15 protein-coding genes are annotated in these 14,109 nt (G+C 34.7%); 10 read left to right on the top strand and 5 right to left on the bottom strand.

Annotated features, from left to right (window positions below; all coding sequences use genetic code 11):
- Positions 1-22 precede the first annotated feature (22 nt).
- Together AC5LXV_RS04190 and bepA are read left to right on the top strand one after the other, a co-directional pair.
- Entirely contained in the window at positions 23-601 is a 579-nt protein-coding gene (locus AC5LXV_RS04190; protein ID WP_493467446.1) for a dual specificity protein phosphatase family protein, read from the top strand.
- 141 nt (positions 602-742) lie between these two features.
- A complete protein-coding gene (bepA, locus tag AC5LXV_RS04185) occupies positions 743-2,197 on the top strand; it encodes a beta-barrel assembly-enhancing protease (protein ID WP_493467445.1) in 1,455 nt (484 codons plus the stop codon).
- 67 nt (positions 2,198-2,264) lie between these two features.
- Here the strand turns inward: bepA and AC5LXV_RS04180 are convergent, their stop codons facing one another.
- The gene (locus AC5LXV_RS04180; RefSeq protein WP_493467444.1) at positions 2,265-2,924 is read right to left on the bottom strand and encodes a histidine phosphatase family protein; all 660 of its coding nucleotides are present in this window, start codon (positions 2,922-2,924) and stop codon (positions 2,265-2,267) included.
- A 25-nt stretch (positions 2,925-2,949) separates the two neighbouring features.
- Positions 2,950-3,924 carry a 23S rRNA pseudouridine(955/2504/2580) synthase RluC gene (gene rluC / locus AC5LXV_RS04175; protein WP_110434671.1) on the bottom strand — a complete coding sequence of 325 codons (975 nt, stop codon included), beginning with the start codon at positions 3,922-3,924 and terminating at the stop codon, positions 2,950-2,952.
- Between the two features lie 150 nt (positions 3,925-4,074).
- On the opposite strand from rluC, the gene dsbB reads away from it, so the two are divergent.
- From dsbB to rapZ, 4 genes are all read left to right on the top strand, one after another.
- Positions 4,075-4,608: a disulfide bond formation protein DsbB gene (dsbB, locus tag AC5LXV_RS04170; protein WP_493467443.1), complete on the top strand. Its 534-nt coding sequence runs from the start codon at positions 4,075-4,077 to the stop codon at positions 4,606-4,608.
- Between the two features lie 76 nt (positions 4,609-4,684).
- A complete protein-coding gene (gene rluA / locus AC5LXV_RS04165; protein WP_493452187.1) occupies positions 4,685-5,341 on the top strand; it encodes a bifunctional tRNA pseudouridine(32) synthase/23S rRNA pseudouridine(746) synthase RluA in 657 nt (218 codons plus the stop codon).
- 82 nt (positions 5,342-5,423) lie between these two features.
- Positions 5,424-6,020 carry an XTP/dITP diphosphatase gene (locus AC5LXV_RS04160; RefSeq protein ID WP_493467442.1) on the top strand — a complete coding sequence of 199 codons (597 nt, stop codon included), beginning with the start codon at positions 5,424-5,426 and terminating at the stop codon, positions 6,018-6,020.
- 100 nt (positions 6,021-6,120) lie between these two features.
- Positions 6,121-6,969: an RNase adapter RapZ gene (gene rapZ, locus AC5LXV_RS04155; RefSeq protein ID WP_493445827.1), complete on the top strand. Its 849-nt coding sequence runs from the start codon at positions 6,121-6,123 to the stop codon at positions 6,967-6,969.
- Here the strand turns inward: rapZ and AC5LXV_RS04150 are convergent, their stop codons facing one another.
- Both AC5LXV_RS04150 and envC read right to left on the bottom strand, forming a co-directional pair.
- A complete protein-coding gene (locus tag AC5LXV_RS04150) occupies positions 6,970-7,779 on the bottom strand; it encodes a divergent polysaccharide deacetylase family protein (protein WP_110434666.1) in 810 nt (269 codons plus the stop codon).
- On the bottom strand, positions 7,776-8,984 hold the full coding sequence (gene envC / locus AC5LXV_RS04145; protein WP_493467441.1) for a murein hydrolase activator EnvC: 1,209 nt from the start codon (positions 8,982-8,984) through the stop codon (positions 7,776-7,778). Before envC ends, AC5LXV_RS04150 begins: the two co-directional genes overlap by 4 nt.
- A 205-nt stretch (positions 8,985-9,189) precedes the next feature.
- On the opposite strand from envC, the gene glyQ reads away from it, so the two are divergent.
- The 4 genes from glyQ to ybaK all read left to right on the top strand — a co-directional run bounded on the left by glyQ (position 9,190) and on the right by ybaK (position 13,678).
- Complete coding sequence (gene glyQ / locus AC5LXV_RS04140) at positions 9,190-10,122, top strand: glycine--tRNA ligase subunit alpha (protein WP_034883827.1); 933 nt, start codon at positions 9,190-9,192, stop codon at positions 10,120-10,122.
- 10 nt (positions 10,123-10,132) lie between these two features.
- Positions 10,133-12,205, top strand: coding sequence for a glycine--tRNA ligase subunit beta (gene glyS / locus AC5LXV_RS04135; RefSeq protein ID WP_493467966.1), 2,073 nt, complete (start codon positions 10,133-10,135; stop codon positions 12,203-12,205).
- A 60-nt stretch (positions 12,206-12,265) separates the two neighbouring features.
- On the top strand, positions 12,266-13,090 hold the full coding sequence (locus AC5LXV_RS04130) for a hypothetical protein (RefSeq protein ID WP_493452185.1): 825 nt from the start codon (positions 12,266-12,268) through the stop codon (positions 13,088-13,090).
- Positions 13,091-13,192: 102 nt separating this feature from the next.
- The gene (gene ybaK / locus AC5LXV_RS04125; protein WP_110434662.1) at positions 13,193-13,678 is read left to right on the top strand and encodes a Cys-tRNA(Pro) deacylase; all 486 of its coding nucleotides are present in this window, start codon (positions 13,193-13,195) and stop codon (positions 13,676-13,678) included.
- A 145-nt stretch (positions 13,679-13,823) separates the two neighbouring features.
- Here ybaK and AC5LXV_RS04120 read toward each other — a convergent pair whose 3' ends face one another.
- Entirely contained in the window at positions 13,824-14,096 is a 273-nt protein-coding gene (locus AC5LXV_RS04120; protein WP_110434661.1) for an HU family DNA-binding protein, read from the bottom strand.
- Positions 14,097-14,109: the final 13 nt, after the last annotated feature.

The raw sequence follows: 14,109 nt of genomic DNA, 5'->3' as shown, positions 1-14,109 counted from the left end.
CAATTAAATAAAAGTTTTACTAATGTATAGAACACAACAATTAATGGCTCACTATTATTTTAAACTGAGCAAAATAGTGAACCTTTTCTTGTTGTGTTGTTTAGCTTTTATTATTAGCAGTTGCCAATCTAACATTAATTCCTCACCCTTTCCCAATAATTTTTATCAAGTCTCAAACGATATCTATCGTTCTGAACAACCTAATCTAAAACAGATAGTACAACTCGATAAAGTAGGCATTAAAACTATAATTAATCTGCGATTATGGCATAGTGATCGGGATAAAATTGCCAATACCGGGATCTCTGAGGTTTGGATTAATCTACGAGCAGGCAATATTACCGATAAAAAAATAATCCAAATTCTTAAAGCAATCAAAAATTCACCTAAACCAATATTAATTCATTGTTGGCATGGCAGTGACCGAACAGGTGTAGTTATTGCAATGTATCGCTTAGTCTTTCAAAATTGGAGTAAACGTCAAGTTATTGATGAATTAATGCAACCTGAGTTCGGCCATCATTATAATATTTATCCCAATATACAAAACTATATTAAAAATGTTAATGTTGAACAAATTCGCCACGCGGTTTTTGAATAACCTCATTATTTAAATTATTAAATCGAGTAAATTAAATAGTATTTTGGTAATAGCTCAAATTGATAAAAAATTCAAAGTGATATTGTCTTTTTTTTAAGCTAGAATACTTTACTATTAATCTTTTTTTTATGAGTTAAAAGTATGTTAAAAAAAGCAATCGCATTGGTATTATCGACATCACTATTATTGCAAAATGCATCCATTGCCAATGCTGCAGATAATATTAAACTACCTGATATAGGAACAGCAGCCTCATCTACACTAAGTATCGGGCAAGAAAACGAGATGGGTGATTATTATATGCGTTTGTTACGTGGTAGTGCTCCTATCGCCAATGATCCTGTCTTAAATCAATATATTAATGATTTGGGTAAAAAATTGGTGTCTAAATCAGAATCAGTACAAACCCCCTTCCATTTTTATGTGATGAAAAGTAATGTGCTTAATGCCTTTGCTTTTTTTGGTGGAAATGTTGTTATTCATTCTAGATTAATAATGGATACCGACAATGAAAGCCAATTAGCTTCAGTTATGGCTCACGAAATTGGTCACGTTACGCAACGTCACTTAGCGCGTGCGATGGAAGCCCAAAATAAAAATAGTCCTTATGTGTGGGGGGGAGCATTAGGTTCGTTACTATTAACCCTAGCCAATCCAGAAGCTGGCATGGCAGCAATAACAACCACTATGGCAAGTTCAACCCAAAGTATGATTAGTTTTACTCAATCAAATGAACAAGAGGCAGATAGAGTTGGGCTTAGAACATTAACTAAAGCTGGATTTGATCCTTATGCTTCTTCCGAATTTTTACAAAAACTAGCGGATGAAAGTCGCTTTAGTAGTAAACCACCAGAAATATTAATGACTCACCCATTACCTAATAGCCGTTTGTCAGATATCCGTAATCGATCTTTGCAATATTCTAAAAAAAATATACCTTCTTCATTAAGCTATTATTTAGCCAAGGCAAGAATAGCAATATTTATGGGGAATAGTAATACCGCTAAACTGTTGATTAATGATTATCGTAAATTGAATAGTGATCAGGGTAAAAAAGCACTGAGCTATGCCATCGCACTAAATTATTACAAGAATCAGGATGCAGTACGTGCCAAAAGTGAATTACAACCGTTATTAGATAATGACCCTGATAATATTTGGTATATTGATTTAATGACAGATATTGATTTAGACAGTAATGATAGTAGTACTGCGATTACTCGTTTGCAAACGGCATTAAAGCGATCACCGGATAGCACAGCTTTACAATTAAACTTAGCTAACGCTTATATAAAAGCTGGCAAATATCAGCAAGCCGTAAGTTTATTACATCGTTATACATTTGACCACAATGATGATACTAATGGTTGGGAGCTATTGGTTACCGCTTATGGTGGATTAAAATCAAGAGCTCAAGAAATGAGTGCCACAGCAGAATTAATTGCGCTTAAAGGCGGATTTCCTGATGCAATTCAATTGTTAACTAATGCCAAAACACAAGCTAAAGGTAATCAAACATTAATTTCCAAAATTGATGCAAGAATTAATAAATTAAAACAATTACAAAAACGTTACGCAGTTTATAGCAGAAAATAATCTAAATATTACTCGGCTAATAGCTTAATTAGCATTAGCCGAGAAAACATGATAAAAATAACGGTAATTAATTGGTTAAATGATCAACATTATTATAAAACTTAACTGAAAATTCACCCTCTGGATTATCTTCAGTTTGTTTGTAGTTAACTAGACTAATACTAGTATTTAACACTCGAGGAAAATAATCTTGATCTCGATGTCGACGCCAATCTCCACCATTTAAAACACAAAGTAATATTCGTAACACCGTACCATGTGATACCACTAAAATATTACCTTTATCTTGTGGTGCATTTTTTACAATAACGTTTAATGCCTCTTTCATGCGAGAAAGTATATCAAGGTAGTTTTCACCTTGGTTAATAGAGGCATCAAAGTTCCCAGGATCGGTTAAATAAGTTGTAAATTCGGGGATTTCTTTTTTTAATAAAGGAACATGCTTTCCTTCCCAAATGCCAAAATCCATTTCTCGTAAATTATCAAGCTCAGTGCTAGGTATGACATTGTCATTTTCTTGAATAATATAATCTCGAGTTTCCATAGCACGTTGTTGAGGGCTAGAATAAGCTTGTATAAATGGCGTATTTTTTAAGTACTTTCCAGTTATTTGGGCCCCTAAAACACCATTTTCAGTCAAAGGCGAATTTTTCGAGCCTTGCATCTGATCTTTAATATTCCATTCGGTTTGTCCGTGTCTAATTAAATATAAATTAAGATCTTTCATTCTTATAAATTACCTTCTCATTTTATCATTGTTGATATTTATCATTTCTAATCTGGGTTAAACAATTTTGCAATATTTCATCCATCGGTGCATGTAATTGCATCTCTTGCATAGTTTTAGGATGAATAAATTTCACATTAGCTGCATGTAAGAATAGTCGGTTAAGTTTGCTTTTAACTAACAGTGCATCAAATTGGTTATCACCGTAGCGATCATCAAATGCAATCGGATGATTAACGTATTGCGTATGTACCCGAATTTGATGAGTTCGTCCGGTTACTGGGCTAGCTTTAATTAAAGTTGCAAATCCAAAGCGTTCTTCTACTTTAAATCGTGTTTCCGATGGTTTGCCTTCGGCATTCACTTTAACTACACGTTCACCACTTTTAAGTACATTTTTTAATAATGGTGCTTGTACAACTTTACATTCAGAAGGCCAATTACCTTTCACTAAAGCTAAATAATTTTTTTGCATCTGCTTCAAACGCAGCTGTTCATGTAGTGCTTTTAATGCCGAGCGTTTTTTCGCAATAAGTAAAACACCGGATGTTTCTCGATCGATACGATGCACTAATTCTAAAAATTTGGCTTCAGGTCTTAATGCTCTTAATCCTTCAATCACCCCAAAACTTAAGCCACTACCACCATGTACGGCAATTCCAGATGGTTTATTAATGGCTAAAATTACATCATCTTCATAAATAATTGATTTTTCTAAATCAGCAACTTTATTTAGTTTTTTGGAAATTTCAGGAACCGTTTTTTCTGAAACACGAATCGGTGGAATTCGAACTTCATCGCCGATGACCAATTTATATTCAGGTTTAATACGCTTTTTATTAACGCGCACTTCTCCTTTTCTAAGTATGCGATAAATCATACTTTTAGGCACACCTTTAAGATAGGTGATTAAAAAGTTATCAATTCGCTGTGTCACATTTTCTTCGGTAATAGTGACAAATGAGACATGTAATTTTGTTTGTTGAACATTTGAGTCCATAGGAAAAGCTTAATCCACCCTTAATTAATAAAAGTCGTTTAATATTATTTAAAAATAAACTACACTACAGGTTATAAGAATAAAATAGATTGATGTTAATAATCTATAATATTGAGATGATTATAGCGGAATATGGAGGAATAAAATAGTATGTTATCTTTACTCAATCAATACTCTCGGGAAAGATTTGCCTGGTTTTTATTATTTCTTTCCACCGCTATTTTTGAATTAACTGCCCTCTATTTTCAATATGGTTTAGGCCTAGCTCCTTGTACTTTATGCATTTATCAACGTTGTGCAATTTATGGAATTATGTTAGGTAGCCTAGTCGGTCTTCTTGCACCAGGAAAACTCATTTTTCGTTTAATCGGTATTTTCATTTGGTTAGTTAGCGCTATTAAAGGTTTTAATCTGGCAACTTTCCATGCCCATTTACAATTTGAACCGAATTTAACTGATACTTGTGCAATCAATGTCCAATTCCCGTCTTGGTTGCCTTTGAATGAATGGTTACCAAGTATGTTTAATGCTTATGGTTCTTGTTCAGAGAAAATTTGGTCATTTTTAACTATTGAAATGTCACAATGGATGATTATTATTTTTGCTGGTTATTTATTGGTCGGTTTAGTAATCCTCTTTAGTCAAATTTTTTCATCTAAAAAAAGGTCAATCTGGAGTAATTAGACTTTTTTCAACTGGCACTTTTTGTTGAGTTTGTTAGAATGTGTGGCAATTTAATTTTACAAATTATCACACATACATGCTTTTGGAATATCATCCCCCCATTGATCCTTGGTTAACTATTTTATATCAAGATGACCATATTGTTGTGGTTAATAAACAACCTGGTATTTTGTCTGTCTCAGGAAATAAACCGCAATTTATCGATAGTATTATTCATCGTTTACAACAAAAATATAGTTATGTTGAATCTGTGCATCGTCTGGACATGGCAACGAGTGGTATTATGGTTGCCGCTTTATCTAAATTAGCGGATCGAGAAATTAAAAAGCAGTTTAGGGAACGTATACCGAAAAAAACTTATATCGCCGTAGTTCATGGTCATCTTGAACATGACAGTGGCCAAGTCGAATTACCGTTGATTTGTGATTGGCCTAATCGTCCAAGACAGATGGTAGATCATGATAATGGCAAATATGCATTAACACATTACCAAGTTATTTGCCGTAACAATGATAATACCACGCGAGTGGCACTATTTCCGTTTACCGGACGATCTCATCAACTCAGAGTGCACATGCAAGCAATTGGCCATCCCATTTTAGGCGATAAATTTTATGCTCATCCGGAAGCATTTTCGATGTCAAACCGGCTATTATTACATGCCCAACATCTCAGCATAAACCATCCTAAAACAGGTGAAAGTATGACGTTTTGTTGTGAGCCTGATTTTTAAAATTTAACTATATTATCAACTTTTAATATTCGATTTGCTAATTACGATATAAACCAAACTTGTTTTATCATGGAGCCATAAAATGCAAAAAATTGTTTTAGCCACTAATAACCAAGGCAAAGTCAGTGAATTACAAACACTTTTAGCCGATGCAGGATTTGCTGTTGTCGCCCAAAATACCTTCAATGTTCCTGATGTCGAAGAAACCGGTTTATCATTTATTGAAAATGCTATCTTAAAAGCAAGGCATACCGCAAAAGTGACGCAATTACCGGCAATAGCTGATGATTCAGGTTTAGTTGTTCATGCCCTTAACGGTCAACCGGGTATCTATTCGGCTCGTTATGCCGGAGAACATGGGAATGATAAAAGTAATAATGAGAAATTACTGCTTGAGTTAAAAGATGTGCCGAAAGAAAAAAGAACCGCATATTTTTATTGCGCACTCGCTTTTATGCGACATGAAAATGATCCAACACCAATCATCTGTCTAGGAAAATGGAATGGATTAATTTTAAATCAACCCCATGGCAATGGTGGTTTTGGGTATGATCCTTTATTCTATATTCCTGAACTTGATTGCAGTGCAGCAGAACTAACAAAAGAACATAAAAGTCAAATTTCTCATCGTGGACAGGCTTTAAAACAGTTAATAACTAAGATAAAAACCGACTATTAGCTAGATTATTAGTTCTTTACTGACGGTTTCTTTTCATTAATTGCACATGTTGAACTAAACAGGATATACTAGGTGTACCAATTATTTTGGAGTTGATATTGTGATATTGTTTATTGTAAGTGGCCGCTCAGGTTCAGGAAAATCAATTGCATTACGAGCATTGGAAGACATGGGGTTTTACTGTGTTGATAATATTCCTGTCGCTTTATTACCACAACTTGCAGAGTCATTAAAAAATAGCAATACCCCAGTGGCAATTAGTATAGATATTCGCAATTTACCAGCTAACTTCAATTTTAACCATGATATATTTCAGCGATTACCTTCCTCAGTTACTCCAGAAATAATCTTTTTTGATTGTAGCCGTAATACGCTAATTCAACGTTATAGCGAAACCAGACGAATACATCCGCTGACTAATCAAAAATATTCTTTAGAAGAAGCCATCGATCTTGAAGAAAAATATCTAGAACCATTAAAGTCACACGCCAGTTTGCTGATCAATACAGATAATCTTTCCGTTCACGAATTATCCAATATTCTTCGTTCTCGAATTTTAGGGAAAAAAGAGCGGGAATTAACCATAATTTTTGAATCGTTTGGCTTCAAACATGGTTTACCTGTTGATGCTGATTTCGTGTTTGATGTCAGATTTTTACCTAATCCACACTGGGACATCACGTTAAGACCGTTGACTGGCCTAGATATGCCAGTGAAAGACTTTCTATTAAAACATAACGAAGTCACCAATTTCATCTATCAAACCGCTAATTATTTACAACAATGGTTACCGATGTTAGAAAAAAACAACCGTAGCTATTTAACTATTGCCATCGGTTGTACCGGTGGTCAACACCGTTCAGTCTTTATTGCTGAACAACTAGCCGAATTTTTTAAAGCACAAAATAAACAAGTTCAAATTCGTCATCGAACACTTGAAAAAAAATAGCTACTGCGGTTTAACAAGATTAAGATTAGGTAATTTTTCAAAACGTTTTTTAAATTTTTTAAAAATATCTTTAAGCGTTGGTTTATGTTTAGGTGATAATGGTGGAATTAATCGACTAATTTTAACTAATTCAATATTGCTCGGCAAATTAGCTAATTTTTGCCGTAAAACATTGACTGTCTCAGGATATGGATGACCAATGGCAATAGCATGACCATTTTTTTGCGCAATTTTGACTGCTAGATCAAACTGTTGACTAATGGCACTCTCTGTTTGCTGAAAATCTAAAAAAACATCACGCTCAACAACAGCGATGTTGTAGTCACTTGCCGCATTTTTTACTTGTGTTTTCCCTATCGTTTTACTATCTAAAAAAAACAATGCATGATGATGCAACGCTTTCATAACCTTATACATCCCATCGAAATCAGATGTCATTAAGCTGCCCATATGATTATTCACCCCAATTGCATAAGGAACACTCGACACTGCTTCATCCACAACTCTTTTAACTTCAGCTTCGGTCATATCCGGAAATAACGTGTCTTTCTCTAAAGATTGTTTACCCATAGGTGCCATAGGTAAGTGAATAATCACCTCATTACCATGCTGATGAGCACGGGTTGCTATCTGTTTAGCATTAGGTGAATGAGGTAAAACCGCGATGGTAATATTGGGTGAAAATGAAATAATTTGTTCTTCGTTGTGCTGACGATAACCAAAATCATCAATCACTACGGCAAGTTTTGCAGCAAACACACTATTTATAGTTAACCATAATATCCCTAGATAAAATAGATATTTAATCATTTTAACCAACCACTAGGATCTAAAGCTTTGCCATCTCGGCGAATTTCAAAATAAAGTCCAGAGGTATTTTGACCACCACTGGAGCCAACAATGGCAATTGGCTGATCAGTTGTAACACTATCACCCACTTCAACTAAAACACGTTGGTTGTAACCATATAAACTCATATCGCCTTTACCATGCTCAAGCGCAACCACAAAACCATAACCTTGTAGCCAACTAGCAAGGATAACGCGTCCGTCGGTAATAGCCTTAACTTGCGTACCATCTTTGGCGTTAATCACCAATCCCTTCCAACGAAGTTCACCTTGTAACGGTTCACCGAATTGATGAGCAATAGTGCCATTTATCGGCCAACGGTATTGATGTTCTGGTTTGCCGATACCACTAATTCGAGCCATTAAGGCTTGTTCATTTGCATTAAGTGTATAATTTTTATTTTTCTGCTTTTCTTGAATATTTCGTGCTTGTCTTGCTTCTTCTTCCGCTATGCGACGACTTTCTCTTTCTGCTTCAATGATTTTGGCCTGCAATTTTGCTTCATTTTCTTTAAGCTGAGCTAATTTTTGCTGATTCTTTTCCATTGATGATTCTAAAGAATTGATGGTTTTTTGCCGTTTTTGGTGATTTTGTTCTAACGCTATCTGCTCTTGTTTTTGCTTATTATGTAAGTTTTTTTGAGTGGTTTGCTTTTTTTGTAAAGCATCTTTCTTCTCATTGAGTTGTAATTGGGTTTCATGAAGTTGATTAATTTTTTGTTGTCTAGCTTCATTGATATAACGAAAATAAGTAATTAGGCGTTCATTACGCTCACTTTGTTCACTAGCAAAGATCAGCTTAAAATTGGTATTCTTTCCTAATTTAAATGCACTTTCTAACTGTCTGGATAATTCATCTTGTTGTTGCTGCTGTTTAATGGTTAGATCATCAATTTGCTTAATTAAACTGGCTATTTCCTTAGCAAGTTTTTTAAGAGTTAAACCTTTTTTTTCAATCGAAGTGAGTAAATTAGCAATTTCAGTTTCTTGATCTTTAAGATCATTAATCAATTGAGTTCGTTTTTTTGTTTGTTGTGCTAAACGCTTTTCTTGTTCTACAATTGAACGACGCAATGATTCTAGTTTTTTATTATCATTCGCATACACCAAGGGTGTATTCATCAATCCAATAAAAAAAATAATCAATAATTTTTGATAAATAGACATGGCCTTTTTATTTATGATTTATTACCAAGCAAGTTAGATAACTTCACTATACCTAGAAATAAGTCAAGATGCAAAATGAAAACTCTCTTAGGTAACTTAATCAATATAAAGTAATTTGACATTTCACAAGCACCAATAAAAAGTATAAAATGTATCACTATTTAATTTGTAGAAAAAAAATTAATTCAACCACAAAGATAACATCATGCAAAAGTTTAATGTCAAAACCTTTCAGGGTTTAATACTTACGTTACAAGATTATTGGGCTAATCAAGGTTGTACAGTGATTCAGCCATTAGATATGGAAGTCGGTGCAGGAACTTCTCATCCAATGACCTGTTTAAGAGCACTAGGTCCGGAACCAATTAACGCCGCCTACGTTCAACCATCTCGTCGCCCTACTGATGGTCGCTATGGTGAAAATCCTAATAGGTTACAGCATTATTACCAATTTCAAGTTATCTTAAAGCCATCACCGGACAACATCCAAGAGCTTTACTTAGGTTCATTAAAAGAACTTGGTCTTGATCCAACCGTTAATGATATCCGTTTTGTTGAAGATAATTGGGAAAATCCAACATTAGGTGCCTGGGGATTAGGTTGGGAAGTTTGGTTAAATGGTATGGAAGTCACCCAATTTACCTATTTCCAACAAGTTGGTGGACTTGAATGTAAACCCGTTACTGGTGAGATCACTTATGGTTTAGAACGCCTTGCTATGTATATTCAAGGTGTCGATAGCGTTTATGATCTAATCTGGAGTGATGGAGCCTTTGGTAAAACCACTTATGGTGATGTTTTCCATCAAAACGAAGTTGAACAATCTACTTATAATTTCGAATACGCTAATATTGATTTCTTATTTTATTGTTTTGAACAACATGAAAAAGAAGCCAAAATGTTACTCGAGTTAGAAAAACCGCTACCACTACCGGCTTATGAACGTATTTTAAAAGCCGCTCACTGTTTTAATTTACTTGATGCCCGCAAAGCAATTTCGGTTACTGAGCGACAACGTTATATATTGCGAATCAGAACATTAACCAAAATGGTGGCTGAAGCATATTACGCGTCTCGTGAAGCACTTGGTTTCCCAATGTGCCAAAATTCAAGTTCTAACCAAAATGCATCTAAGTAGGAATTGATATATTATGCAAAAAACATTTCTAGTAGAAATCGGTACTGAAGAGTTACCACCGAAATCACTTCGCACTTTGGCTGAAAGCTTTGCAGCTAATTTTATTGAACAACTTGATAATGCTAACTTGGAACATGGTGAAGTACTTTGGTACGCATCACCACGCCGTTTAGCTTTAAAAGTTTTAAATTTGAATGATACCCAACCAGATAGCCAAGTAGTAAAACGTGGTCCAGCGGTAAGTGCGGCATTTGATGCAAATGGCAATCCAACCAAAGCAGCGGAAGGTTGGGCGCGAGGTTGTGGCATTGATATCTCTCAAGCCGAGCGCATGCAAACAGATAAAGGCGAATGGTTATCTTATACTCACAATCAAAAAGGTCAGCCTGTCGTTAATTTATTATGTGATATGGTTAAAAACGCCTTAAGCAAACTGCCTATTCCGAAACCTATGCGTTGGGCGGCTCGCCAAGTTGAATTTATTCGACCAAGTCATACGGTAACCATGTTATATGGTGATGAATTGGTTCCCGGTGTTATTTTGGATATTCAATCAGCTCGAATCATTCGCGGACACCGCTTTATGGGCGAGCAAGAATTTACCATTGATAATGCTGACCAATATCCTGAAATTCTTGAACAGCGCGGTAAAGTTATCGCCGACTATAATAAACGCAAAGCAATTATTAAACAGCAAGCTGAAGCCGCCGCAGCTAAACTCAATGGTAAAGCAGATTTAACCGAAAGCTTACTCGAAGAAGTATCATCATTGGTTGAATGGCCAGTAGTATTGACAGCAAAATTTGAAGAGAGATTTTTGGACGTTCCAGCTGAGTCATTGGTCTACACCATGAAAGGTGATCAAAAATATTTCCCAGTTTATGATAAACAAGGAAAACTATTACCAAACTTCATTTTTGTTGCCAATATTGAATCCAAAGATCCACAAGTGGTTATTTCTGGTAATGAAAAAGTGGTTCGTCCACGCTTAGCTGATGCCGAATTCTTCTATAAAACAGACTTAAAACAACGTTTAGCTGATCGCCTTCCACGCCTTGAAACGGTTCTGTTCCAACAACAACTTGGTACAGTTAAAGATAAAGCGCTTCGTATAGAAGCCTTATCAGGCTTTGTTGCGGAAAAAATTGGCGCTGACATTGAACAAGCCAAACGAGCAGGAAAATTAACTAAATGCGATTTAGTTACCAATACGGTATTTGAATTTCCCGAAACGCAAGGCATCATAGGTCGCTATATAGCGATTAAAGATGGTGAAACTATTGAAGTCGCCACCGCTATAGAAGAACAATATAAACCACGTTTTTCCGGTGATGAACTACCAAGTACCGCTGTGTCTAGTGCAGTATCTATTGCCGAAAAAATGGATACATTGGCCGGTATTTTTGGTATAGGGCAGCACCCTAAAGGTGATAAAGACCCATTTGCTCTTCGCCGTGCAGCTATTGGCGTATTACGCATTATTGTTGAAAAAAGCTTACCGCTTGATTTGGTTGAGCTAGCCAATTTTGCCACATCATTATATGGTAATAAATTAACCAACAATAATGTCGTTGAAGACATTGTCAATTTTATGCAAGGTCGATTCCGTGCATGGTATCAAGAAAAAGGATTCTCGATAGATACTATTCAGGCTGTTTTGGCAATCAATCCAACCAAGCCAGCAGATTTTGATACCCGTGTTAATGCGGTTACACATTTTAGAACGCTACCTGAAGCATCTTCGTTAGCCGAAGCAAATAAACGCGTATCAAATATTTTGTCTAAAACCGAAAACGCTATCCCTGAAAATATTAACGCTTCATTGCTTGAAGCGGGTGCTGAAGGCGATCTAGCCATGCAAATAGCAATATTGACAGACAAGTTAGCACCTTACTTTTCTGAAAGCCGATATCAAGATGCCTTAATTGAATTAGCATCACTTAAAGCACCTATTGATACATTTTTTGAAAAAGTAATGGTCATGGTTGATGACGAAAAAATTAAACTAAACCGATTGGCGCTTTTAAAGAAACTACAAAATTTATTTTTGAAAGTTGCCGATATATCTTTACTACAATCATAACTATTGAATTAAATCTCTATACCGTGGTAATACATGTATTACCACCCATAAGGAAAAACGATGAACTCACAAAATAATTTATCATTTTTTGTTACTTTTGAACAAACAATTAACTTTATTCGTAATCGCTTTGTGGCAATTGCGATCGCTAGCGTAGTAATTTCATTAGCTAGTTCACTATTAACCTATCTTATTATGGATCCATCAACCTTTGCAGCAACTATGATATATTACAGCAATCCAGCTGATATAGTTGGTGCAATATTTGGAATATTACTTCTTTTATTTATTATATATATCTTCATTTCGTCAGTAATGATAGGTATTATTTATAATTTATCAACTAGTGATAAATTTGATCTGAAATTAGTATTAGAACGACTATTACCTGCGTTTTTAAATCTTTTAGGTTTTGCCTGTATTTATTCTATTATAGTAATTGTAATAACCATTGTGTTTTCTTTAATTTTTGCAATTATCGGTTATATCTTACCATCACGAGCAGCTAACATTTTAATACTATTATCATGTGCGACAATTGGATTATTTTTAAGTGTCATTATATATTATTTTTGTGCTTCATTAATCCGTCCAAGTTCAAAAGGTTTTTTTCAAAAATTTGCTGATTGCCATAAATTAACGGCAACACAATGGAAAGCGCCTTTGTTAATGGTTTTAATTAGTTGGGTTATAAATGTAGTACTATTTTTTATTAGTGCAATGCTAGGTAATAATATTGTTGTAATGATTATTTATTCAGTATTATCTACATTTCTTGGTTTCTTTGTATATAGCTTCTTCTTCCGCTTATACAGCGCATCTAATGTGGCTGAAAAACCGAATTTAGATGATAATAATCAAAACAACCAAAAAGTTATCTCTTAGTTGGCTTTTTAATGTAGTATATAGTTTAGTTTAATCATATAAATCCCTATTAATAACAATTAATAGGGATTACTCACTCCTTACTTATAATATTTTACTATTATGACTCCAGCCATTAGATTGCTTAAAAAGCATAAAATTAAATTCAATATTCACCAATATCAACACGATAGCCATCAAAGTCATTATGGTCAAGAAGCAGCTAATAAACTCGGGATGGAACTTAATATTGTTGCTGGTCAGATATTTAAAACTTTAGTCGTAAGTTTGAATGGTGACAATAAAACCTTAGCTGTTTGTGTATTACCGGTTGATTGTACATTAGATCTTAAACAAGCCGCTAAAATTCTAGCTTGTAAAAAAGTCGAATTAGCTGATCCGCAGTTAGCACAAAAAAGGACCGGTTATATAGTTGGCGGTATAAGTCCTTTAGGGCAAAAGCAACAATTACCCACACTTATTGATAATAGTGCCGAACAATATGCAACCATAATGGTTTCTGGTGGCAAAAGAGGATTAGAAATCGAAATATCACCAGAAGATTTAGCCACTGAATTAAATGCTAAATTTGCTAAACTAACGGTTTAAATGGCGCTAAATGATTGTGGCAAAAATATTCATTAATAATTGAATAGCGAAAAACGAAGATTAAATTAGTGTTGGAATGCAAAACAATAAAGCCATAACTTATTGGTTATGGCCTTAGGAAATTCACTATAGAAAGCAACAAAAATTATTTAATAGCTTCTTTTAAGCTTTTACCAGAAACGAAAGCAGGTACTTTGCTTGCCGCAATTTTGATTTCTTTACCTGTTTTTGGATTACGACCAGTACGAGCTTTACGATCATTAACTTTAAATGTACCAAAACCAACTAATTGAACCGGCTCACCAGCTTTTAATGATTCAGTAATAGCAGCTAGAGTTGCTTCTAAAGCAGTTTTTGCTGCAACTTTAGTAATATCAGCTTTACTAGCAATAGCATCTACAAGTTCTGTTTTATTCATGGAATATCCTTAC

This window comes from Gilliamella sp. LMG 34359 (genome assembly GCF_984569085.1).
This window is presented reverse-complemented; position numbering and strand designations above follow the sequence as displayed.

What these genes read in the sequence shown, in the direction of transcription:
- AC5LXV_RS04190 (WP_493467446.1), top strand. Translation starts at nt 23, where the DNA reads ATGTATAGAACACAACAATTAATGGCTCACTATTATTTTAAACTGAGC.
- ybaK (WP_110434662.1), top strand. Translation starts at nt 13,193, where the DNA reads ATGACTCCAGCCATTAGATTGCTTAAAAAGCATAAAATTAAATTCAAT.
- AC5LXV_RS04130 (WP_493452185.1), top strand. Translation starts at nt 12,266, where the DNA reads ATGAACTCACAAAATAATTTATCATTTTTTGTTACTTTTGAACAAACA.
- rluA (WP_493452187.1), top strand. Translation starts at nt 4,685, where the DNA reads ATGCTTTTGGAATATCATCCCCCCATTGATCCTTGGTTAACTATTTTA.
- AC5LXV_RS04150 (WP_110434666.1), bottom strand. Translation starts at nt 7,779, where the DNA reads ATGATTAAATATCTATTTTATCTAGGGATATTATGGTTAACTATAAAT.
- AC5LXV_RS04180 (WP_493467444.1), bottom strand. Translation starts at nt 2,924, where the DNA reads ATGAAAGATCTTAATTTATATTTAATTAGACACGGACAAACCGAATGG.
- AC5LXV_RS04120 (WP_110434661.1), bottom strand. Translation starts at nt 14,096, where the DNA reads ATGAATAAAACAGAACTTGTAGATGCTATTGCTAGTAAAGCTGATATT.
- envC (WP_493467441.1), bottom strand. Translation starts at nt 8,984, where the DNA reads ATGTCTATTTATCAAAAATTATTGATTATTTTTTTTATTGGATTGATG.
- bepA (WP_493467445.1), top strand. Translation starts at nt 743, where the DNA reads ATGTTAAAAAAAGCAATCGCATTGGTATTATCGACATCACTATTATTG.
- AC5LXV_RS04160 (WP_493467442.1), top strand. Translation starts at nt 5,424, where the DNA reads ATGCAAAAAATTGTTTTAGCCACTAATAACCAAGGCAAAGTCAGTGAA.
- rluC (WP_110434671.1), bottom strand. Translation starts at nt 3,924, where the DNA reads ATGGACTCAAATGTTCAACAAACAAAATTACATGTCTCATTTGTCACT.
- glyQ (WP_034883827.1), top strand. Translation starts at nt 9,190, where the DNA reads ATGCAAAAGTTTAATGTCAAAACCTTTCAGGGTTTAATACTTACGTTA.
- dsbB (WP_493467443.1), top strand. Translation starts at nt 4,075, where the DNA reads ATGTTATCTTTACTCAATCAATACTCTCGGGAAAGATTTGCCTGGTTT.